Below are 22,608 nucleotides of genomic sequence, written 5' to 3' on the forward strand. Positions count from 1 at the left end.
CTAGCCCGGAAAATTCATGGAGGGTTGGCGGGTGTAGCTCAAGCCCCTGAGATGACTTAGGATTTGGTTGTCGAAGCCGATCCGCGTCATTTCTGGGAGAACCCACCCGCCATGAACCACTCTACGCTTCCACTACCGGGCCTGTCACCTGTTACCGGCAAAACCGTACTGGCTCGGTTCGACGGCGGCCTGCTGTCCTCCGACGCCGGAGTTCTCGCCCTGCGCGAGGTGGAGAAGCGTTTGGGTGTCGCCGAGCGGCTCGCCGCGTGCATCGATGACCCACGCTCTCAGGATCAGGTCATTCATCGCCTGGCCGATCTGATCCGCTTCCGGCTGTTGATGATCGCTGCCGGTTATGAGGATTGCAACGACGCCATCAGCCTGCGCTCCGACCCGATCTTCAAGATGGCGCAGGACGTGCTGCCATCGGATCGCCATCTCGCCTCACAGCCGACGCTCTCGCGCCTGGAGAATATGCCCGATGCGCGGTCGCTGCTGCGTATGGGACGCACGATGATCGATCTGTACTGCGCTTCGTTCGGACAGGTGCCGAAGCAGATCGTGCTCGACCTCGACGACACTTTCGATGCCGTTCACGGCGACCAGCAGCTGCGGCTGTTCAATGCCCATTACGACGAATACGGCTTTCAGCCCATAGTCGTGTTCGACGGTGAGGGCCGCTTCATCACGGCCGTGCTGCGGCCGGCCCGTCGGCCCAAGGGCAGCGAGATCCGGGCTCATCTGCGCCGGCTCATCCGGGCGATCCGAACCCACTGGCCCACCACCCGCATCCTGATCCGGGCTGACAGCCATTACTGCGGTCCGCTGGTGATCGATTGGTGCCGAGCCAACGGCGTTGACTTCATCCTCGGAGTGGCCTCAACCTCGACCCTGCGCCGGCACGTTGCGGGTCTGGAGGCGAGCGCCAAGGCGCGCTTTGCCGCGGCTCCTCGGAAAGGCAAGGTGCGGCGCTTCACGGAGTTCTTCGACGGTGCTGCAAGCTGGAGCCGGGTCGAGCGCATCATCGCTCGTGTCGAAGCGGGCGCGCAGGGCAGCGACACGCGGTTCATCGTCACCAATCTCACTGGCGGCAAAGCCAGAACGCTCTATGAGCGGATCTACTGTCGGCGCGGCACGGCGGAAAACCACATCAAGGCCTGGAAAGCCCACCTGGCGGCCGACCGCACGTCCTGCTCCCGAGCGACGGCGAACCAATTCCGGCTGTTCCTGCATGCCGGCGCCTATTGGCTGATGTGGGTCCTGCGGGCGAGGATGCCGAAGCGCTCGCTCTGGCGCATCGCGCAATTCGACACCTTGCGGCTGCGCCTGATCAAGATCGCCGCCCGGGTGGTTGAACGGAAGACCCAGATCCAGCTGCACTTGCCGAGCGCCTGTCCTGACCAGACGATCCTGCGCGTGGTTCTCGGCCGTCTGCCGCGCCTCGTCACCTGATCAATGGGGCGCACACGCCCCTGACCCGAGCCCTGTCCCGTCCACCTGCAAACCCGCCGCTCTCATCCGCCAAGCCGAATCCTTGGAGGTGGTGAAGACATGCCTGAAAGCCCGTCAAAGCTACCAGTAAGGCTCGCAAAGCCAACCTCAGAAGGGTCGCCGTGAATTAATCGGGCTAGAATAGGCTGCTTTGGACAGCCCGTATCTGCGGGTCGTGAGATAGCCTTTGCACTCGTCCGCCGCACAAGCACCCTGGCCGAACTCTTCGTGGCTCCTGATAGAGCGGAGCAGATCTGCGCCATGGCGACCCAGAGGGGCCGTTCCCCGGTCGCGGAGCTGTTCGCGCGGCAGCTCCTACAAACGCCAGTGGAGGCGGCGCCCAACTAAGGCGGCACTTCTAGCGAAACCTTGGCGGTTGTGCTTGGATTGCATTCCTAAATGGGGGTTGGGATGAGACTAGGCAGCATTTTAGCGCTGATGGGCTTGGTCGCGTGTACCACCCCATCGTTAGCATTTGACATTGAGGCTGCGGCCAGCGGGTATCGGAAAACGTGCATGAACAGGACCTTGGCTGATACTAGGTTCATGAACATGCTGATGGGCGTAGGATTCAGCGCAACCGACTACTGCGCATGTATGGGCGAGACGCTGGCCAGTCAGATAGCAGCCAATGACCTGCGGATAGCGCAGAACGAGGGATACTCTATCCCTGTAATCTCTGGGGACAGAGTAACGATATCGCACAAGCGGTGCGTGGTTATGCTGGAGATGCGACAGAACTAGGTGCCGTTAGGATGGCTGTGCCAATTCTGAAGGGCGGAAGGATTAACGGCCGAGTCTTTGTGCTGGCCTATAGCTCCAAAGGGTAGCGGAGCCCGACGAAAAGATAATCGGAACCGCCTTGCCAAGGGGCCGTTGTTCTCATACATAACGTGCAGGCAATGCCTAGAGGTCTACCGTATGGGGGCCGCAAAAAACGGTCGGGTTAATCCCGGCCTTTTTTGTTTGTGCGGGCAGCATCGACAAGATCAAAGCAGTACCGCTTGATGCCAAGCGTCGGGGCCAAGGCTATATCGACCTGCGTCGTGACGAGACGGCCCTTTTCAAAGATGCGCCGAAAGAAATCGAACTTCCTGTCGTAGCTGCCTCTAGCTATTGAATACACATAACTGTCGGCAACCTGCATCATCTTGTTGCGCTTATCCTTGCCTTCGATGCCCACGAGCGTTTCTCCAAAGTCCGCCGCGGAAAATGGCGCGTACTTCGCGGACGTCCCCGTGTCGAAACCTAGGCCGTTTGTTTTCAGGTTCTGGAAATAGCCCTCGATCTGAGCATCCGTGACAGGGTCGGCACGCTCATAAAATACTTTGAGCCGGCGACCGTTCAGCTTCGCATACTTGGCTGCCCGCTCCACGACGATGTCGAAGGCGCTCCGGCAGAGCTTCCACTTCTCATCACCGTACCTCTTGGCATAGCCTCGCTCATAGTAGCCCGGCCTGTCGATGACACAGGCGGTACCAGCGACGGGTACGTTCCCAAGGAATGTTCTCAGATCCAAGAGGAAGCGGCTTCGTTCCTCATCGCTCAACCGTCCAAGCCAAGCGAATCCTTTCTTCTCCGCTCGGATGTCAGTTAGATGAAGCGGGTGCTGAACCTGTGGCCAACGCTTCAGGAAGTCAGCATAAAGCTGCTTGGCGGCCTCTTCCTCCTCCGCATTGATCAGAATGCCGCCAATGGCAAACCAGTCATACCCATGACCCGCTTGAGGCGGCTTTCGGTCCGGATGCCGCGATCCAGTCTCATCCACATAGAGGTGCAGAAGCGGGGCGCGCGGGGCGGTCGTCTGTGCTCCGAGGCTTGAACTGGCGGCTTCGGGATTGGCGGCTTGAGGAGTTAACACTAGCGATACCGGATGAATCAGGACTAGGGCTTATAGCATGCACCGGCCGGATTGCGCTCGATTCGCCAGCAAATCCAACAGTGCCGGGCTATTTGGCACATAGGCGATTCCTGCCGGCCTTTATCAGCGCGACAACATGTCTATGTGGGGCGGCTGTGTGGGATGAAAGCTCAGATTAGGGCTAAGTGACTGAAATGATTGGCGCACCCGACACGATTCGAACGTGTGACCTTTGCCTTCGGAGGGCAACGCTCTATCCAGCTGAGCTACGGGTGCTTGAGGCGGCAGGCCGCCAACTGTTCAGATTACCTACTCCCGCTATGGGAAGGCTGAATTATTGATCTGGAGCTCGCAAAACCAGCCTGAGCGTTACTCCGCAGCTCCCTATAGCAGGGCCCGAGAGAGCTATAGTCGGAACGTCGCGCGCCGAAACTGTTGTTCGTGCTTACCATGTGATTACTGAAAGCTGTGCGTGCGACCTGCCGGCGGGCCACATGGGATCTAAGCCTCTGGGATATATGGTGAGCGCGCTGGGACTCGAACCCAGGACCCTCTGATTAAAAGTCCGAGGGTCTCGCTGAGGCTGGGGAACGGATTCTCGAATGCGACCCAGGAGCCTATGCAGTCTCTTCGAGCACCTTTCGGACCGCAGCCAGCGGCAGGCCAAAGTGCTTCGCAACTTGTGCCGGCGCCACCCCCGCCAGAAGGGCAGCCCGCACTGCCTTGCGTCGCCCTCCTGTAATGTGGATGAGGACTTACCAGGGCGCATGGACCTGCCCCGTTGTTTTGATGGGTGCAAATTGTGGCGCTCCAGGAATACGCTGGCATTTCTGACCGCCACCTCCAATTCCGGCCGGCTCCCCCTGCCCTTCTTCATCCGGCGCTGCACCTCCTCCAGAAGCTGGCCGAGTTGCTGGGCCAGCTGAGCATCCGACAGGCTGCCCAGCGCCAGCGGCTTGGCCGAAGCAGCAGCCGGTTCGGACCGAGGTGTTGGTACGGTGAGTGTGACCTCGAACAGATCGAGGGTGCGAGGCGAAGATCCCTTGTGCGACATGGACATTATATGGGCATTCAGCCGCTCTGATCCAAGCTTGGAGGGAGCTCGTCACACCGTGCTCAGAGGCATCCAAGCACTCCTGGTTCCGGTGGGTTGGAAAGTCATTTCCACCACTTCACGAACCCGTCCGGGGTCAATTCCATCTCGGGTTTCGGGACTGTCCGCGGCCCCTTGCCTTTCCCGGCCTTGGGATCTCGGGTTCGTCCGGACGCCTTTCGGATCGGGGAATCGTCGGGAGGCCGGGTTCGGGCGATCGGCTCAGCGGAATGAGGCACCTTACTGGCCTTACTGGCCTTGCTGGTTATATGGGTCTGCCGTGCCGGCAATGCGGCGTGCGGGTTCGCTTTTCGAGCAGCGGGTGCCGGATGGGGTCGAACAACTGTCTTGTGTCCCACCGCCTTCGTGCTGGTCCGCTTCTGGCCAGTTCGAGCCACCGGCTCGGGGGCAGTGGGCGTAGGATCACGGCTTGGGATTGCGTCTCCGGCCTCCGCCAGGTCCAAGCCAAACAAAGCCGAGATGTCGTCCGTCTCCAGGACCTTTCCGACATCGAGCGGCCGATTGGAGAGTGGCAGCGCCGTCTCAAGATCGGCGACCAGATCCTTCTCGTCCACCGCGCGCAGCCGGAACAGAAGCTCGGGCCTCTCGTCGAGCCGGGCGCCGACGCCATACAGCACCGCGGCGACGTGCTTGCACATCAAGGCTCCATCCGGGCAGGTGCAGGAGAACCGGATGTCCGACGGCTTGGGGAACAAGCCTCTGTCCTGGCGGCAGATCCGTTCCATCACGCCCTTGGAGAAGCGGCCTTGCAGCAACTCGACCAGGGAGTCGATGCCGCCGGCACAATCCGTGCAGATCGACCGCCACAGCGTCGGCGCCAACGCCGTGATGCTAACCGTAACCCTGTAGATTGACGATCCACTGACCGTCGCCTTGATCTCCAGCGCCGAAATCTGAAGATCGATCACCGCACCATTGCGCACATAGCTGCGGCCGCGCGGCAGGCGGTTGTCGAAATCCTGATAACTCTCCAGGTTGTCGCACCACGCCTTGCCCCAGAAGGTCCGGGCGATGGTGCGTCCCTCCAGGACGACAGGGGCGACCGGGTGCCCTTTCTTGCGCAGCTTCTCCACCTCGCGCGCAGCTTGCTTCCGGCGCTCCGCAACCGGAACGTAGGGGGGCCATCCCTCATAGAACCAAGGAGCCATCCGCCTTACTCCGTCATGACCGACTTCAGATCAAGAGCCACCATCCGCAGCAGATCCTCGTCTTTCATCTCGGTCAGGTTGATCTCGTCTCCGCCGACCAACAGATCGTCCGACAGGCCCTTCTTCGCCTCAATCAGCGCATCGATCTTCTCCTCGACTGTACCCTGGCAGACGAATTTGTGCACCAGCACGTTGTTCGTCTGACCGATTCGGAAGGCCCGGTCGGTGGCCTGGTTCTCCACCGCCGGGTTCCACCATCGGTCGAAGTGGACGACGTGAGACGCCGCGGTCAGCGTCAGTCCCGAGCCCCCCGCCTTCAAGGACAGGACGAAGAACGGCACGGTCTCGTCCTCCTGGAAGGTCTGGACCAGGGCCCGGCGGTGCTTGACAGCGGTGTCGCCGTGCAGCACCAGCCCGGGTCGGCCGAAGATCCGACCAAGGTACGCCGCCAGGGGTGCCGTCATCTCGCGGAATTGGGTGAAGACCAGCATCTTCTCCTGGCGGGCGGCGACCACCTCGGCGATCGCGCGCAGGCGAGCCCACTTGCCACTGTCCGCCTCGGTCCACCTGCCATCGTTGAGCCACTGCGAGGGATGATTGCAGATCTGCTTCAGCCGCATCAGCGTCGCCAGCACGAGACCCTTGCGCCGGATCCCGTCGGCATCCTGCAATGTCTTGGCGAGATCCGTCACCGCGTCAGCATAGAGCGCAGCCTGCTTGCGGCTTAACGGGCACAGCGCCTTGACCTCCATCTTGTCCGGCAGGTCGGTGATGACGGTCTTGTCGGTCTTCATCCGGCGCAGGATGTAGGGCCGGACCAGATCGCGCAGCGGGCCGAAAGGATTGTGCGGCCGCTCGGCCAGGGCCTTGGTGGTGCGGCCGAACTCCTTCGCGCTCCCCAACAGGCCGGGATTGATGAAGTCGAAGATCGACCACAGGTCGCCGAGATGGTTTTCCACCGGCGTTCCGGTCAAGGCGATCCGGGCTTCAGCCCGCAGGGCCTTGGCCGCGCGCGTCTGCTTGGCGTTGGGATTCTTGATCGCCTGCGCCTCGTCCAGCACCACGAAGTGCCAGGACGTTTTGGCCAGCACCGGCAGGCGCAGCAGCGAGCCATAGCTGGTGATCACCAGATCCAGGCCCGACAATCCCTCCACCGTCATCTGCTTGAGGTCTTCGGCCGGCATCGCCGAGGGGTGGACGATCCTCGCGTTCAGGTCAGGGGCGAAGCGCTCGATCTCCGTCGCCCAGTTGGCCAACAGCGAGGCCGGGGCGACCAGCAGGCTCGGCTTGGGCGCGGCTCCTTTCCGCTTCTGGATCAGCAGCAATGCCAGAATCTGGATGGTCTTGCCCAGACCCATGTCGTCGGCCAGGCAGGCGCCAAGGCCAAGTCCGCTCAGGAGGTGGAGCCATTCGACACCCGCCTTCTGGTATGGGCGCAAGCGTCCCTTCAGGGCGGGGCCCGGATCAACACCGGCACCGTCGGGGTTGCGCAGCGTCCTCAGCGTCTCAGTCAGCCACGCTCCGGCGCTGATGTGCGACCAGTCGGCACCTGCGGCGGGCTCGTCGTCCCCGGTGGCCTCAGTGCCGGCCAGCAGGCGCATGGCCTCTGCAAAGGTGAGCCCCTCCTGCTCGGCGAGATCCTGCACCTCCCTGAAGCGGCGCATCGCACGGTCCAGACGCGGACGATCGATCTCCACCCATTGGCCGCGCAGCAGCACCAGCGTCTCAGTGCCGGCGAGCAATGTGGCCATCTCCGCGGCGGTGAGCGGCTCACCCTCCAGGGTCACGTCCATGTGGAAATCGAGCAGGGCGTCAAGGCCAGTCCCGGATGGCGGCCGGGTGCCAACTGTGGCGGAGACGTGCGGGCGTGACGGGCGGCCCGCGCGCCACTGAGCCGGCAGGCGCACGACCACCCCGGCGCTTTCCAGGTCGGGCACGCTGTTCAGGAGCCGTGCGGCCTCGGCGGGACTCCAGCGGAGAGGATGAAAGATCTCGCCGGCATCGACCATGGCCTTGAGCCAACTGGCGCGCTCCGCCGCCCGCTGCACCGGCATCAAGAGCGACAACAGCCTGTCTCGATTGGCGGCGCCGGCGTATTCGCGCAACGCCTGACCGAGCGGCACATGCTGGGCCTTCGCCTGGGCCGACAGACGCGTGGTGTAGGTGGCCAGGAAGGCAAAGGGCCAGTCCGGGTCGCGGCGGTTCTCCGCCAGATTGAAGTGAACACGGCCGATCAGATTCCAGGCCGGGTTCAGCGTTTTGAGAAAAACTTGCAGGTCAGTGCCGGATGCTGTGAACAGCCCGGCGAACGCGGTGGACAGATCGTCCCACAGCCCACGCAGGATGTCGACGCTCAGGTATTCTGCCCCCGGCATCATCGGGGCGGTCAGCACGAGTGTGGCGAGTTCGGCCTCGGCCAGCGGGGCAACGGCGGACGGCGTCTCTCCGCCCCCACCCGCCCCATGAAGACAGATTGCCTCAACATAGCGTGCGGCGAAATCGCGCCACCAGATGAAGGCGGGTGGCAAGGACTGGCCGATTTCGCCCGCTCCGAGTTGCAATAGCCCATACCCGGTGCCACGGCCAAACGCCTCGGCCAGCCGTGCCGCCACTTTGTCATCCAGGGTGGGCGCGTCGACTGCCTCCTCCAGCCAGAGGTGCCCGCGCGGGGTGAGACGCAACTGCATGCGGGGCATTGTGGCTGAAAGCGCTTCCAAGTGTTTCAATCCGCACTGTCCGTTTTAAAGAGCCCCAAGACCCACTGAACACGTCTGAGAGCCGTCACGAAGAGCACGCGAATTTGTCGGGCAGATTGGCGCCGATCCGGCCCGGATCGCTGCCATTCCGCCAGATCGGCACCAATGAAAGGGGCATAGCACCATAGGTCACAGGGATGCTGCACAGATCCCGATACTCGTCACACGAGGCGTCATGCTGTCGCGACATGGTCGTCCTGTCCCTGGGCCGATACCTCGGAGGCACATCGCAGGATACCGCGCCGCCGATCATACAGGTGCATGATGCTAGCTGGTGCCAGCGCGTCCGGCCAGAACGTAAAGCCGGCGTGCTGCTGCAGGAACGGTTCCCGCCCGCAGCCCGGGACCAGGCATTCCCGCTTGCCCTTCGGGCACTGCGAGAAGGGGCAGAGCCGGCCGCGATAGACGTTCACCTCTCCTTGTAGAATGAAGATCTCGACCTGATGGTGAGCCACCCCGATCTGCTTTTCCTTGAACAACTGGTGGAGGGCCATGCTGCGGGCCCGGTTGAGAGTCTGGAGCCGGTCCAGGCAATCGAGCCACACCGCTAAGTCGACATCCTTGCATTCGTGCCAGACCGGAACGTCCCAGTCTCGGAACGGCTGAAAGCGCGGCACCTCCCGCCACAGCGGCCGGGCGACCGAGCCGATCAACGCCACCGCCGCGACCTCTGGAACCCCGGAGAGTGCTGCGGTCACGGCATCAGCGGCCAGGCGAAACTGTGCCTGGCGGATCAGCATCTGGCGGTCCTGTGCGGCGATCTCCCGGCGTGTGGGTCGTCTCATCGTCAAACCCGTTCCAAGCGAGCGCCAAAAAGGAGAATGGAGATCAATCCCAGCCAGGTCAAAGATCGAAGTCCTCTGGACCCACCAAGGTAAGCGGAGCAGATTTGGGGCGCAAGCTTGAACCGTTGTGCAGAGAAGGTTCGCTACGGAGCGACGCCCGCCCGCCCGCCCGCGCTGTTCCGCTCAACCTGCTTTCCGCTTGGCTAAAATCAACGCCAGAGGATTGGGCTTCGCCTCACCGACCCGATGGAGCGTGTTTCGGTCCTGATGAGCAAAAGGTGTGTCCCGGCCATGCACCAGCAACTCGGTATCGGTCACGTAGCTCCAACTCCCGTCCGGATGGAAGGTGATCGTGATCCGGTAGTGGTCGGTGCGGAACGCCTGCTCCAGAAAGGTTGTCGAGCAGATGCCATAATCGGTCTGCCCGCGCGCTGCGGTCACGACGATCTCGTCGGCATCGGGGCTCGCCTGGCCCGCCGCAAGGGCGACCTGCCCGCGCGGGATGGCAATGGTCTGCATGACGAGGCCGGTGGCCGGCTCCCAGAGCCAGTAGCCGACCTGGTCGTGAAACGTGATGTCCTCCTCCTCGGTCGTGATGTGGATGTGGTAGCGCAGGCCGTAGAGTAGCTGCGGCCCGTTGGTCTGCGGATCGATCGCCTGGAAGTCGATGGTCTCGATGAACACGCGCCGCTCCGGACCTTCCGCCTTCGGGTTGAGGTCGATCCCCTTGCATGCGCGCCAGCGCCCAGCCAGCCGCCGCAGCGGACCCAGATTGTTGAGCGTTTCCGGGTCGACGTCGCTGGGTTCGGTGAAAACGTCTGTGAGGGCAGTCATAGGTGAAGGCGTCATGACGGAACCTTTCTGTTTACAGCGGCCAGCGCAAGAACTGTTCCCATTGACACGCTAAGGTAGAACGAATGAGGAACTTGCACTTTTTATGAGTCAGTTGCGCTATGCGGCGCGTGCCAAGGCTTGCGGCAGTCGCAAGGGTCGAAAGCCGTCCACGAGCACAGGCTACTCGCCCCAGGCATAGGTGCCTGTCAAATTGATGTGCTCCCAGCTCAGAGGTGAGACATGTTTGAGCACCTCAGGTGGGATGACCCGCCCCTGACGGCGGAGATGGTCCACGGCCCGTCCAAGATAGACCGTGTTCCAGCAGATGATCGCACTCACGACCAGGTTCAGCCCGGACGCTCGGAAGGCTTGGCTCTCAAACGAGCGGTCACGGGTCTCACCGCGCTCGTGGAAGAACACGGCCCGTTTGAGCTTATGGGCTGCCTCGCCTTTGTTCAGACCCGCCTGACAGCGGCGCCGGAGCGCGCCGTCACCTCTCATCCTGATTGCCGCTCAACTCCCATCCTGATCGCCGCGCAGCGGGGCGAGCTGGCTGGGATTGCGAGAGGCGGCCAGCCGCTTGAGGATTGTCGAAGGTGCGACCGTCCGCGTCTGGATCGAGGCCGCCAGATGCAGCAGGTCATCCGAGTACTCCATGATCAGGCTGGTGTTGATCGGCACGCCGATATGCTCTTGGAGTGCCGCATAGGTCTCCGGCTTCTCGAAGGTATGGAGCTTCCGGTCCTTGAGGTTGCGCAGCCGGGGAGCAAAGCGCCGGCCCGTCAGGACAAAGAGACCAAACACGTGGTCACTCGTTATGTGGACAAGTCAAGCGCGTCGTGCGGGTGCATTTCTCGGCATCTGATGGATCAATCCCTTTGTTCGATCGAACGGACCATCCCTTCGTCCCGACCTGCCTCTCCCGACGCGCCGAGGCCGGGCAGCGGTCAAGGATGGCCGCAGGCCACCGCGGAGCGGCGCACCAGCGTCCTCGAGGGCCGGTCGGCCGTCGGTGCCACGCTGGCTGCAGGCCGGTGACGCTTCGCATCGTGGAGCATGGCGGCGGTCATCCGTCGGGCGGGTTCTCCCCCATGTCGGCCAGCAGCCGCTCGATGCGTGCAGCGACGGTACAGTGCCGCTCCACCTCGCGCGGCCAGTCGCGCGACCGGGCATCATCGGCGAGCCTCAAGTCGACGCCGTGTCGCTCGCGAAGCCGAGAGGCGTAGGCGGGGGTCGTCACGAACCGCGGGCATGCCAGGTACAGGTCGCACTCGCATGGCCCCTCCTCGGGCAGGCGCAGGCAGTGCCCGAGTTCAAGTTCGGTCTTCAGGAAGTTGGCTTTCAGCCAGTCGATCGCGCCTGCCGACAGTGTGCCGGAGCGCACCGCCTCGGCGCCGGGACCCGCAATCAGGGCTCCCGGACCAAGCACCGCCTGGTAATCACGCAGCACCTCGAGGTCGGAGATCCGGGCGTAGACCATCGACATCCCCGGGCTCTGGTGCCCGAGCTCACTCATGATCGTGTCGAGCTTGGCGCCGCGTTCTGCCAGCTGGGTGCCGAGCGTGTGTCGGAAGCGATGCGCGCTGATCGTGCCGTGGCCCGACGCGTCCACGAGACCGGCGTTGCGGCAGGCCTGCTGGAGCGCCGTCTCGAAGAGATAGTACGCCGATATCAGTTTGCCCCGGACGACGAAGAGGTGGCGGACGCGGCCGCCGGTCAGTTCGTCAGTGAACCAGCGGTCCGGAGCATCGGCCCGCAAGGCCATCACGCCCCGCAGCGCCTCGGCCGCCTCGTCATGGAGCGGGATCGTGCGCTCCTTGTAGGTCTTGCCCGCCGGCAGACGCAGCCGATGCGTACCGTCAGGGTAGCGGTCCAGGCAGTCGAAGGAGAGGCGGCGGACCTCGCCACGCCTGACCCCTGACCAGCGCAGCGTCAGCAGCGCTGCGCGCCGATACGGGCACGGCAGCGCCCGGATCGCCTCCATGGTCCGGTCGAGTTCCGCTTGCGGGATAAAGCGGGGCACGCGGTCGACGACGCGGGGTTTGTCGCGGTAGTCGATGAGCAACTGCCCCGGCCCGTCCCAGCCGAGCACAACGAGATCGCGGAAGAACAGCGCAACATCCGACGCTCTGCCGCGCCGCGTGTGCGTGGCGAGCCGGCGGCCCGTCGTCGGCTGGATGTCCTCGGCCATCGTCGCCAGGAAGCCGAGGACGTGATCACGGGTCACCTGCGCGAAGCGGCGCACCTCAGGTGCTGCGGTCGCGAGATACTCGAGGAGCCGCCGCAGCGAGATTTCTCGGTGGTATAGGGTGTTGGGGCGCAGCATCGGCCTTGAGATATCCAGCCAACGGTCGACGAGCGCGCGCATCGCGGGCTGAACCGGCGGGCGGACGGCCCAACGCGGCATCGTCTTCGCCGGCTGCCGCTCCGACTGGCCGCGATGGTAGAGGATGACGGAAAGCTGGCCGCCATGCGTGATCCAGCTCTTGGCCCGTCCGCGTCGGTAGGCATCAGCCGAGCCGAAGAACCGGTCGATGCTACTATGCTCTGCGAAGTCGCGGATGGCCGCGAGCAACCGGTCGATGTGCTCGGCGCGCAGCCGATCGGGATCGCGGACGCCCTCATGCATGGCGATCCGAACGACTGACCACGAGATCGCCTGCCTGATCGCCGCGCGGTTGTATCCCAACGCCACCCCCTCCTCGACGAGCCGCGGAATGCCGAGATCCATGTCCAATTGCGAGGCCACGACGAGCGGCCGAGTGTTGCCGACAGCGAGCAGCCACGGATAGTCGAGGCGAAGCCGGTCGGTGAGGGCGAGGAAATAGAGATAGGGGTGGGCCTGGTAGGACAGACGGAAGCTGGCTGCCCCCCGGCGCTCGCCACTGAGACGGCCGACCCGCTCGGGCAGCGGCCGGGCAAGCCAGGCATGGAGGTCGGGCCAGCACCTTCGGAAGTGCCGGTACACCTGCAGCTGCGCACGCTTGTATTCGGCGCAGATCGGCTGGCGGGCGACATGGTTGGCGAATTCGGTCTCGTCGCAGTGTTCGGCGAGGACGGGCGCCGGCGGCGGGTTACCGACGGCGAGCGCCGCCGCCGAGACCGGGCCGGCGGCTCTCACGAGGCCGCTCCGTCCATGCCGAGGGCGCGCCGGTACTCGGCGATCACCATCGGATCCGAGACCCGCGTGTACACGCGGGTGGATTCGGGTGACGCATGACCGAGCCGGCGCATGAGCGCAAGCTCGCACATGCCTCCCTCCCACATGCGCGTGGCATGGGTATGCCGGAGAGCATGGGGCGTCACGCGGGGCCTGCGCACACCAGCACGCTCACAGGCGCGCGCAAACAGCTTGGCGAGCGCGGCATAGGACAGCGGCTCGCCGCGGCGGCGAGCGTGGCCGCCGACGAGGAAAAGGAAGGCGGAGCCAGTGTCACGCGGGCGCTCGAGCGTCACATAGTTGGCGACCGCGGCGAGCGTTGCCGGTTCGTGCAGGTCGACGACGCGCTCGCGGCACCCCTTGGCGCGCACCCCGCGCGGATGGTCCTCGCGATGGCGCACGACGACGCGCCTGCGGCCGTAGGCGACATCCTCGAGCTTGAGGCCGAGCGCCTCGCCGGGCCGCAGACCACCATCGAGCATGAGGCGGACGAGCGCGAGATCGCGTCGACAGCACAGCGCAGAAAGGATGGCCGTGACCTCCTCGCCAGACAACGGCCGTGGCACGTGGCGCACCGTCCTCACAGCGAGCGTGCGCCGAACCGGCGCGGTGCGCGCGATGCCCTCGAGGAAGGGGCGGTGCCGATCGACTGAGCGCAGCACGGCGCGCGACTCGACCTTGGTGATCGGATTAGGACCTGCGTGATGGCCCGCGAGCATTGCCCAGTCATAGAACGCAGAGATGGCAGCGAGCGCGCGGTTGACACTCGCCGGCGACAGCCGCCGTTCGGCGTTGATGTCGGAGCCTCTGGCCCGCTTGGCCTGGGAGGGTATGGTGCGCAGGTGGACGAGGAGCGCGATCGCACGAACTGGCGTCAATGTCGTCCAGTCAAGTTCAGCGGTGGTGAGGAAGGTCCAGAGGTGACGCAGATCGTATGCGTAGGCCACGATGGCGTGCGGCGAGCAGCCGCGCGAGGCCAGATAGACGAGGTAGTCCGCAACGGGCGCGACGGAAGTACCGCCAGAATCCACGAGTTCGACCGGAACTGATGATCTGAGGCATCGCCGGACCGTGAACATCGCAGGCCTCCAGACCTGGGTCGGACGCAGCAGAAGAATAGCAGTTCCTGCTGCCTCTGTCCGCCGAGTGTCCACATAACGAGTGACCACGTCTTTGGCCTCTTCGCCCTGACGGGCCGGCGGTTTGCTCCACGCCTTCGTAATCTCAAGGACCGGAGGCTCCACACCTTCGAGAAGCTGGAGACCTATCCGGCACTTCAGGGGCACATTGGCGTGCCAATCAACGCCAGCCTGATCATGGAGTACTGGGATGACTTGGTTCATCTGGCGGCTTCCATCCAAACGCGAACAGTCGCTCCCTCAACCATCCTCAAGCGGTTGGCAGCCTCCCGCAATCCAAGCCAGCTCGCCCGCGCCCTTCGTGAGTTCGGTCGCCTCGAACGCACCCTGTTCATGATCGAGTGGTACTCCGACCCTGCTCTGCGGCGGCGTTGTCAGGCTGGCCTGAACAAGGGCGAGGCGGCTCACAAGCTCAAACGAGCCGTGTTCTTCCATGAGCGCGGCGAAATCCGGGATCGCTCGTTCGAGAGCCAAGCCTTTCGAGCGTCCGGGCTGAACCTGGTGGTCAGTGCGATCATCCATTGGAACACGATCTATCTCGGTCGCGCTGTGGATCATCTCCGCCGCCAGGGACGGATCATTCGGCCTGAGGTGCTCAAACACGTCTCACCTCTGAGTTGGGAGCATATCAACCTCACCGGCACCTACGCCTGGGGCGAGCAGCCTGTGCTCGTGGACGGCTTTCGTCCCCTGCGACTGCCGAAGGCTTTGGCTCGTGCCGCGTAGCCCAACGGCAGGGCCGATGGGCAGGTTCGCTTTTCGTTCTACCTTAGCGTATAATCAGGAACAGAATCGCGGTAGGGATGCCCATTGCTGGGCACCCCCCGCACAGATCCGGACGAGCGGAATTCCCGCATCCGGCTCCTACCTCGGGGTTAACGCAACATGGGGTTATTCCGGGCCTGGTGCCCTTCGACAGCAAAGTAGGGTCTGATGCGATCAGGCCAAACTGGAGCCAACGGAGAGTATCCTCATGAAGCAGTATGTCAGGCTGGACGTGTCGCTCAAGCAGACAGCCGTCTGCATTGTCGACGAGCATGGGAAGGCGCTCTGGCGGGGCAAATGCGCTCCGACGCCAGAGGCCATTGCCGCAGTCGTCAAGGCGAGAGCCCCGCATGTGGAGCGGAGTGGCTTGGACAGCGGCCCGCTGTCGACATGGCACTGGCATGAGTTGAAGAAGCGCGGCTTGCCTGTGATTTGCCTGGACGCTCGCCATGCCAAGGCAGCGCTGTCTCTGCAGGTGAACAAGACCGATCCCAATGATGCGCTCGGGCTGGTACCGGAAGGTCACCGTCAAAAGCCTGGACAGCCAGGTGATCCGCAGCTTCCTCAGCTCACGAGCCCGTCTGGTCGAGGTGCGTGTGGACCTGATCAACCAGATCCGAGGCATGCTCGAGCCCTTTGGTCTGCTCGCTGGTAAGGGAGGCCATCAGCCCTTCATCGACCGCGTGCGCGACTTGGTGGCAGATGGGCCACTGAAGGATGCGGTTGAGGCCCTCCTGACAGCCTTGCAGGAAGTCAGCCGACACATCGGCATCCTCACCCCTCGCCTCATGGGGCTGGCGCGCCAGGATCAGCTAGCCCGACGCCTGATGACGGCTCCCGGTGTCGGCTCTCTGGTCGCTCTGGCCTATATCAGTGTCATCGACACACCCGACCGGTTCTCGAGCTCATCCAGCGTAGGGGCTTACCTTGGCCTGACCCCGCGACGCGACCAGTCGGGCGAGGTCGATCGGAGCGGGCGGATCTCGAAATGCGGCGATCCGCTCCTGCGAACCTACCTCTTTGAGGCGGCGGGCATCATTCTCAACCGCGTCTCGCACTGGTCGTCGATCAAAGCCTGGGGGACGCGGCTTGCCAGGAAGGTCGGTGGAAAGAAGGCCATGGTGGCGGTCGCCCGTAAGCTGTCGGTCATCCTCCACAGAATGTGGCACGATGGTACCGACTTCCGCTGGTCCAACAAGGAGGGCCTGCCGGCATGAGATTGTAGCTCACGAGATCCGCCGCCTGGCGGAGTGATGTCCCTTGTCGGGACGAGGCAGCAGCCATCGCGTGGGCACCGTTGCGGCCTGAAACCTGAACCTCAGGGAGCAGATTGACCGCGTATGCAACATGGCAGGCTGAGGCTTCCGACCCCATCATGCGGCGGTGTCTGCCGACCGCGGAGAGAACCCTGACGCGACAGGTGGTATCAGCCGAACTGACGGAAAGGGCCGCTCAAATGGCTTGACCAGAAGCCCCGGAATAAGAGAACAAGGCCACACTGGCGTAGAGGACCACAGGTGCCGATCTGGCGAGAAGCAGTCGAGCAGCGATGGTGTGTCTGATCTGCGACAAAGGCGACGACGTCTCGTCCAACTCTCAACGCGTGCGTCGGGCCGCTCCGGTCATGTCCGGTGCCACTGAACACACAAAAAGGCACAGGGCGAGCCTCCCTCAGACGGGTCTCACAGCAATATTTTTGCGGTTTTATACCGTGCGTGGCACCAAACTTGCGTGGGAGAATTGCAAAGGCGGTGGGAAGACACCGGGCTCGATTCGTGGGCGACGCCTTCTAGCCTGCAAACAGTTAGCTGGATGAGGCGCGCACAGTAAGCAGCTCGGCACCACAGCGAAAGTCAGCATTATGGTGGGGTATCTGGTGTAGAACAAAGGAAGTCGGACTATGTCTGGCGCTTTCGAATGGTCCAATCGCACGCCGTCAATGAAAACGCAACGCGATGAACTCGACGGTGCGTTCTTCCGCGGCCCATTCAGCATCTACGTCGATCGTAGTGTAGGGGCGAATGCCAGAACTGTCACCATTCTGCGAGACGCGTTGATGCTGCGGGCTAAACGTAGTGGCGAACTGGCTTCCATGCGGCTACCAGAATTCTTGGCAACCGGTGAACGTCTCGCCATAGGTCTGCGAAACCTGTGTGAAGACGGACGGCTTGGGGAGTACTGGAACGAATACATCAGAGACGCAATTGATCGCGCTGTACTTCTACTTGATACTTTACGACAGAGTGGCGACATCTTCCTCGAACATGAGGCGGCTGGCTGTCCACCGGTGCTTTTCTACAAGTACGACGCCATTATGGACGGACGGGAGCTTCCGCTAAAATCCAACTTTGTATTACTACGAATTATCCCTCCTCAGGATGTTACCACCGACCTGTCCCGCCGGCCATTTGTTATTGTCCCTCCGCGAGCCGGACACTGTGTGGGTGTCGGCGCCCACGCAGCCGATAGTCAGGCCGGCGTCGCATTGCGCGAAGGTCATCCCGTTTATCTGGTGGCCTTCCGTCGCGAGCCGGAGCAGGGTCAGCAACTCTCCGATGTCGCCTATGCGCAAGCCGCCTTTGTTCGGGAAGTTATCCGCCGGCATCCGCGTGCCCCTCTCCCGGCAATCGTTGGTAACTGCCAAGCTGGCTGGGCAACGCTCGTGCTGGCCGCAACAAACCCTGACTTGACAGGCCCCATTGTCATCAACGGATCGCCGGTGTCGGCTGTATCGGGGAACATCGGCGATAGCAGTTTCCGCTACATTGCCGGCATATTCGGGGGCATATGGATACCGATGTTTCTATGCGACCTCGGCAACGGGATCTTCGACGGCGCCAATCTCATACAAAATTTTGAACTACTCAATCCCGAGAGCCGGCTGTTCCTGAAGTACGCTGAGACTTTTCGCGACGTTGACACGGCGCGCGAAAGTTTCCTAGCAAGGGAGAAGTTGTGGGGCAGTTTCTGCCTGCTGCACGAGAATGAGATCTGCTGGATTCTAGAGAACCTGTTCATCGGCAACCGGCTCGCCAGAAACCGGGCCAATCTATCGGAGCGTCAGCACATCGATCTCAAGCAGATCCGCGCGCCCATCATCGTTTTCACCAGCCATGGTGACAACGTCACCCCGCCTCAGCAAGCTCTGAATTGGATCACAGATGTTTACCAGAACGAGGAGGAGGTCCGGGTTCGCGGCCAACGTATTATCTACATGGTACACAATGACGTCGGGCATCTCGGAATTTTTGTATCTTCGAGAGTTATCAATAGGGAGTTCAATCAAGTCGCCACCATTCTGGAAGCGATCGAAACGTTGATGCCCGGGCTCTACGAAATGTGCATCAAAGATGTTGAAGAGCATGATGGATGCAAGCACTTCAGCGTTGAACTGGTCAGCCGCACCTTCAAGGATATTCGTGCACTTAACGACAGCTATCGGGACGAGATTCCTTTCAACGCTGTCGACCACACATCTCGGATTCAGGCCCAGATCTATCATACAGTTGCCCGTCCGTTCATCAGAGCTGCAGTCACAGACCTCACGGCCGAGGCCAGCCGAAGTCTCCACCCGAAACGCTTATCGCGAGCGCTAATGTCTTCACAGAATCCGATGATGGTTGGCGTCCAGTCTCTGGCCGAGCAGGTTCGACGCAATCGCGCAAGGGCCAGAGCGGAAAATCCGTTCCTAACTGCAGAAGCACTATATGTCCAGCACGTCGAACAGGCGATGATCTTCTGGCGCGACCTGCGCGACATGATCTTTGAGCTGGTGTTCCACAGCGTATGGAACAATCCTTTGCAGCACTACCTTAGCAGCCCCTCCCAGGTGAATGCGAGGCAACCGGTGCTTGGAGAACTGCGGTCATGCCCCGACGTTTGCGATGCGCTCGACGCAATCGCAACTGGCGGCTTCATCGAAGGCGTCACTCGCATGGTGACGCTGCTTGCTAACGATCGCGGGGGTATCCGCAGCGATCGTCTGGGCCGCTGGTCCCGCATATTGATCCAAGACGAGCCATTCCGCTCTCTACCTCGTGATCGCCTGACCTCAGTCATTCGCCAGCAAACTACTATCGCCACATTTGAACGGGAGCAGGCCATCGATACCCTACCGTTGCTACTGAATGATCGCCAGCAGCGGCGTCGCGCCTGCCTCCTTGCATACTACGTACTCGGCCCCGTCGCGGAAATGGATCCGAGCACGGTTGACCTCCTACGGCAGTTCGCTCAAGTGCTTAACCAGCCACCAATCACTGGCGATGTCACGGAGAATCCTTTGGCGGATATGGGCGCCGGCTGAAGCGCGGATCTTTGTCGTGAGAAGACGAGGACGGTGTGGGCACCGTTGCAGTAACTTGAAAAGGGCATAACGAACCCCGTCGAACGGGTCATTCAGGCTGCAAGGCCGAAGAGCTGATTGAAGAGACGGACTTCGCCTGTCGCTCGACGTGTCCGCTGGATGCAATGATCGCGGCGGATCATGCGCATGGTTTCAAAACCCGTCAGGGTTGCAGCGGCGGTTTTCATCGTCTGGAAGCCGCGTGTCGGCCGGATGACGCGCTTGAGCGCGCCGTGATCCGCCTCAAGAATGTTGTTCAAATATTTCGAGGTCCGATGCTCGACATCCTGCGGCAGCAATCCTTCGTTCTGCAAGCGCCGGATGGCTTTTGGATACGAAGCCAGTTTGTCCGTCGTGATGGCTGAGGGAGGATAGTCGCTCACCGCCCTCAGAGCTTTGCGCAGAAAGCGATAAGCCGCTCCAGTATCACGCCGACTGGCCAGCATGGAGGCGATCAGCCGACCGTGTTTATCAATCGCTCGAAATAAGTACCGCCAGCGTCCGCCCACTCGCACGTAGGTCTCATCCACGCGCCATGAGCCTGAACGATGTCCCTGGTATGGTCGCATCCGCTTCTCTATCTCCGGGGCATAGCGTTGAACCCAGCGAAAGATCGTGCTTGCATTGACGCTGACACCGCGCTCGGACATCATTTCAGCCAGGTCGCGATAGCTGATCCCGTACTTGCAGTACCAGCGTACGCACAGCAAGATGATCGCGATTGGAAAACGACGGCGCTTGAAGATCGACAACCGGATGGCTCCTCGAGTAGCCATCCCTCGCTACACGGCAAAGGTTAATGCAACAATGCCCTGATCCCGGCCTTACGGCAGATCTCCGCCACCGCAACCCCGTCGTTGCCCTGTTTCGGGATGAACGCCTTCTGCGCATCTGAAAACTTCGAGGCCTTCATGGTCCATCGCTCCTCCCAGCCGAAGGGTTCGGCAGTCGAGAACTCTAGCCAAAAATGGTCCAGTTTGCCGGCCGCAGATCACTTCGGGCGGGACTCTAACTCCGAAATACTCAGTGGCAGGTCAACATCGCCCGAACCACAAAGTGATAGGGCGTCGGCTGCGCGACTGTTCATATCAAAACTACGTCAGCAACTTGACGGTGCACGCCGCGACGAACTGAGCAGAACCTGCCAATTTAATTCGGCACGAGGCCTGCGGTGCCAGGCCCGGCATCATGAACAGCGGCCGATCTTCGCCGAGCCCACAACGAGGGAGCGGCTGATCACCTCATCGTAGGCCCCAAGGTAGTCACTTCGCTATTACAGCCCAATGATTGACCTCGAAGTTTTGCCCGCCTGGGGATGAGGTTATCTCAACACCGTATTGGACGCTGCCGACGATTATGTCACCGAAATATCCTTTCGACTTTATCCATTGCAGGATACTCTTGATATCCACAGTCTCGCTGTTGGTCTTGGAGCTGCGCAAAAACGAGATAACCTTATGTTTGTTCCAGCCTTCAAACACGTTCCAGGTAGCTCCCCCGACATTCACGCCTGTGTAGACTGGGACAGCGGCGGTCCCTGAAGAGTTATACTTGTAAGAAATGGGCTTAACATCACCGCTTCCATCCGGATTGCCGGTGTAGTTGGTCCAAAGCATAACCTCATACGTATTTGAGCTGTCCCAGATATCGTAGGCGAAGTTCCAACGGCCGCTAGTCGGGACGTTCTGATTAAAGCTCGACCTCAGGTCGTTGATCGCACTCAGCGGTTTCCCGACATTGAAAGCTCCGTGGGGATAGCTCTTGATGCCGCCAGTATCAGGTTGGTTCGACCACACACTCCACTGGTGGACCGAATGCACAGAGATCGTCTGGGGCCCAGCACCTTGACCATATACGTCGTTGTTCCAGGAATAGCCATCGCGGGCAAAAGTACCGTACTGATCGCTCGAACTCCAGATCGGCGCTTTTGCGGATGCTGGGAATAGCGCAACCATTATCGCAAAAGGTAGCGCAAGTACGTTCAGCTTCGACAATGCAGACATTCTAATCTCCATCCTGAGAGCGTCCAGCCAACCTGCAGTAAGCAAAAATGAGGCCAGCGGACAATGCGTTGACGGCGGCCTCGAGCGCCTTCCGGTCGACGACGTTGGGATCGAACCGCTCCGGACCCCAGAGGCGCATTTGTTCGTGCTCCGGATGTGCGGGGTCGCTGATGGCATCGAGGTATTCGGCATAGCCCGGCGCACCACCGACGTCTTTCGGAGGACAACGACCGACGGCCTCGAGCAAGAGGCGAAGTCCATCTGTCCTCGTGTTGTCGAATCATTTTTCGAATGCCCTGCTACGCCGCAGTCATAGCGATAATGGATCGCCTTGGCTCCGGTCTCTTGAACGATATCGCTGAGGCGCTCTTTACTGGCATTGATGGGCTGCTGGCCGTAATCGTCGTGGCGATCGGGAATCCCCCAACGGACCTCACCGGCGAAGAACTCGAAGAGGTGACGCGACAGATGGAGCCGATCAAGCCGTATGGTGACAGGTACGACAAGGCGAGGCATCCCTCCCACGGGCGGCCGTCCTGGACCGCGTTGAGCAAACCGCGTCCAGGGCAGCGAGAATGAGCATTTGCACGCTGTGCGGAGGCTTCACAGACAATGTGCAGCGGCCCGCTCGAATTTCGCGTTGCGAACACTACAATCGAAGAGTCGCGAACAGGACATGGGCCAGGGGCTATCCCTGACTTTTGTTGACGGCTGCCCAGTCCCGGCGAGAAGCGGGAGAAGGTATCGATGATCGTAAGGACGCGAAGCTTGTGTCCGCTCGCCAACTGATCATGGACGAAGTCCATCGCCCAGGTCTGGTTCGATCGTGTGGCCGGCCTGCGATCATCGCGCAGCTTGGCCTTGACCCCGCGCTTCGGCGTATTGTTGCGTAATTGCTGGCCCAATTCGCGATAGATCCGCCGCGTCTTGTTCTGGCCATGGCGCCAGCCTTCACGACGCAGCAGCACGTGAACACGACGATAACCGTAGCGGATACGAACATGGCAGATCTCCTTGATCTTCTGTTCGAGGGCGGCCTGGCCGGAGCGACGGCACTTGTAGTGGTAAGTCGAGCGGTCAAATTCGAGAGCGTCACAGGCCCTGCGGATCGAGACCTGCCATTCGCTGCGGACCGCGTCGACCAGCATGCGCTTCCGACGGCACCGTTGCATTAACCTCGGCCGTATAGCGAGGAGCGGTTCATCAAGGA

Annotated in this window: 12 protein-coding genes, 1 tRNA gene and 4 pseudogenes; 4 read left to right on the forward strand and 13 right to left on the reverse strand. The window is 61.8% G+C overall.

Annotated features, from left to right (window positions below):
• Nucleotides 1-111 precede the first annotated feature (111 nt).
• Nucleotides 112-1,452, forward strand: a complete 1,341-nt coding sequence (locus tag DDF70_RS25650; RefSeq protein WP_114946107.1) for an IS1380 family transposase — start codon at nucleotides 112-114, stop codon at nucleotides 1,450-1,452.
• A gap of 985 nt (nucleotides 1,453-2,437) precedes the next feature.
• Here DDF70_RS25650 and DDF70_RS25660 read toward each other — a convergent pair.
• The 9 genes and pseudogenes from DDF70_RS25660 to DDF70_RS25705 form a co-directional block, all read right to left on the reverse strand.
• Nucleotides 2,438-3,352 carry a DUF3800 domain-containing protein gene (locus DDF70_RS25660; protein WP_162820663.1) on the reverse strand — a complete coding sequence of 305 codons (915 nt, stop codon included), beginning with the start codon at nucleotides 3,350-3,352 and terminating at the stop codon, nucleotides 2,438-2,440.
• A gap of 199 nt (nucleotides 3,353-3,551) precedes the next feature.
• Nucleotides 3,552-3,628: transfer RNA gene (locus DDF70_RS25665), tRNA-Arg, on the reverse strand.
• Between the two features lie 882 nt (nucleotides 3,629-4,510).
• Entirely contained in the window at nucleotides 4,511-5,614 is a 1,104-nt protein-coding gene (locus tag DDF70_RS25675) for an SWIM zinc finger family protein (protein ID WP_114947606.1), read from the reverse strand.
• A gap of 5 nt (nucleotides 5,615-5,619) precedes the next feature.
• Nucleotides 5,620-8,301 (reverse strand): DEAD/DEAH box helicase, encoded by a 2,682-nt coding sequence (locus DDF70_RS25680; RefSeq protein ID WP_245435647.1) that lies wholly within the window; start codon nucleotides 8,299-8,301, stop codon nucleotides 5,620-5,622.
• 242 nt (nucleotides 8,302-8,543) lie between these two features.
• Nucleotides 8,544-9,155 carry a hypothetical protein gene (locus DDF70_RS25685; protein WP_114947608.1) on the reverse strand — a complete coding sequence of 204 codons (612 nt, stop codon included), beginning with the start codon at nucleotides 9,153-9,155 and terminating at the stop codon, nucleotides 8,544-8,546.
• Nucleotides 9,156-9,338: 183 nt separating this feature from the next.
• Nucleotides 9,339-10,004 carry an FABP family protein gene (locus tag DDF70_RS25690; protein WP_114947609.1) on the reverse strand — a complete coding sequence of 222 codons (666 nt, stop codon included), beginning with the start codon at nucleotides 10,002-10,004 and terminating at the stop codon, nucleotides 9,339-9,341.
• Nucleotides 10,005-10,106: 102 nt separating this feature from the next.
• Nucleotides 10,107-10,802: pseudogene (locus DDF70_RS25695) on the reverse strand (Tn3 family transposase); the annotation flags it as partial.
• A gap of 253 nt (nucleotides 10,803-11,055) precedes the next feature.
• A complete protein-coding gene (locus DDF70_RS37570) occupies nucleotides 11,056-13,110 on the reverse strand; it encodes a tyrosine-type recombinase/integrase (protein WP_205772477.1) in 2,055 nt (684 codons plus the stop codon).
• Nucleotides 13,107-14,228, reverse strand: a complete 1,122-nt coding sequence (locus DDF70_RS25705; protein WP_114947610.1) for a tyrosine-type recombinase/integrase — start codon at nucleotides 14,226-14,228, stop codon at nucleotides 13,107-13,109. Before DDF70_RS25705 ends, DDF70_RS37570 begins: the two co-directional genes overlap by 4 nt.
• A gap of 81 nt (nucleotides 14,229-14,309) precedes the next feature.
• On the opposite strand from DDF70_RS25705, the pseudogene DDF70_RS25710 reads away from it, so the two are divergent.
• The 3 genes and pseudogenes from DDF70_RS25710 to DDF70_RS25720 all read left to right on the forward strand — a co-directional run.
• A pseudogene (locus DDF70_RS25710) lies at nucleotides 14,310-15,014 on the forward strand (Tn3 family transposase); the annotation flags it as partial.
• A 247-nt stretch (nucleotides 15,015-15,261) separates the two neighbouring features.
• A pseudogene (locus DDF70_RS25715) lies at nucleotides 15,262-16,270 on the forward strand (IS110 family RNA-guided transposase).
• Between the two features lie 683 nt (nucleotides 16,271-16,953).
• Nucleotides 16,954-19,356, forward strand: coding sequence for a DUF3141 domain-containing protein (locus DDF70_RS25720; protein ID WP_245435648.1), 2,403 nt, complete (start codon nucleotides 16,954-16,956; stop codon nucleotides 19,354-19,356).
• Between the two features lie 92 nt (nucleotides 19,357-19,448).
• On the opposite strand, the gene DDF70_RS25725 is transcribed toward DDF70_RS25720, so the two are convergent.
• The 4 genes and pseudogenes from DDF70_RS25725 to DDF70_RS25740 all read right to left on the reverse strand — a co-directional run.
• Nucleotides 19,449-20,147: an IS6 family transposase gene (locus DDF70_RS25725; protein WP_114947611.1), complete on the reverse strand. Its 699-nt coding sequence runs from the start codon at nucleotides 20,145-20,147 to the stop codon at nucleotides 19,449-19,451.
• Between the two features lie 510 nt (nucleotides 20,148-20,657).
• Nucleotides 20,658-21,398, reverse strand: a complete 741-nt coding sequence (locus DDF70_RS25730; RefSeq protein ID WP_114947612.1) for a glycoside hydrolase family 12 protein — start codon at nucleotides 21,396-21,398, stop codon at nucleotides 20,658-20,660.
• Nucleotide 21,399: 1 nt separating this feature from the next.
• Nucleotides 21,400-21,645 (reverse strand): plasmid pRiA4b ORF-3 family protein, encoded by a 246-nt coding sequence (locus tag DDF70_RS38280; RefSeq protein ID WP_245435649.1) that lies wholly within the window; start codon nucleotides 21,643-21,645, stop codon nucleotides 21,400-21,402.
• Nucleotides 21,646-22,105: 460 nt separating this feature from the next.
• Nucleotides 22,106-22,600, reverse strand: a pseudogene (locus DDF70_RS25740) (IS3 family transposase); the annotation flags it as partial.
• Nucleotides 22,601-22,608 lie beyond the last annotated feature (8 nt).

Source organism: Microvirga calopogonii (genome assembly GCF_003347665.1).
Taxonomy (GTDB): Bacteria; Pseudomonadota; Alphaproteobacteria; order Rhizobiales; family Beijerinckiaceae; genus Microvirga; species Microvirga calopogonii.

Bases quoted from the DNA above. Each gene is read 5' to 3' on its own strand.
- DDF70_RS25680 (WP_245435647.1), bottom strand. From the start codon at position 8,301: ATGCAGTTGCGTCTCACCCCGCGCGGGCACCTCTGGCTGGAGGAGGCA.
- DDF70_RS25720 (WP_245435648.1), top strand. From the start codon at position 16,954: ATGTCTGGCGCTTTCGAATGGTCCAATCGCACGCCGTCAATGAAAACG.
- DDF70_RS25650 (WP_114946107.1), top strand. From the start codon at position 112: ATGAACCACTCTACGCTTCCACTACCGGGCCTGTCACCTGTTACCGGC.
- DDF70_RS25705 (WP_114947610.1), bottom strand. From the start codon at position 14,228: ATGTTCACGGTCCGGCGATGCCTCAGATCATCAGTTCCGGTCGAACTC.
- DDF70_RS25675 (WP_114947606.1), bottom strand. From the start codon at position 5,614: ATGGCTCCTTGGTTCTATGAGGGATGGCCCCCCTACGTTCCGGTTGCG.
- DDF70_RS25690 (WP_114947609.1), bottom strand. From the start codon at position 10,004: ATGACGCCTTCACCTATGACTGCCCTCACAGACGTTTTCACCGAACCC.
- DDF70_RS25685 (WP_114947608.1), bottom strand. From the start codon at position 9,155: ATGAGACGACCCACACGCCGGGAGATCGCCGCACAGGACCGCCAGATG.
- DDF70_RS25730 (WP_114947612.1), bottom strand. From the start codon at position 21,398: ATGTCTGCATTGTCGAAGCTGAACGTACTTGCGCTACCTTTTGCGATA.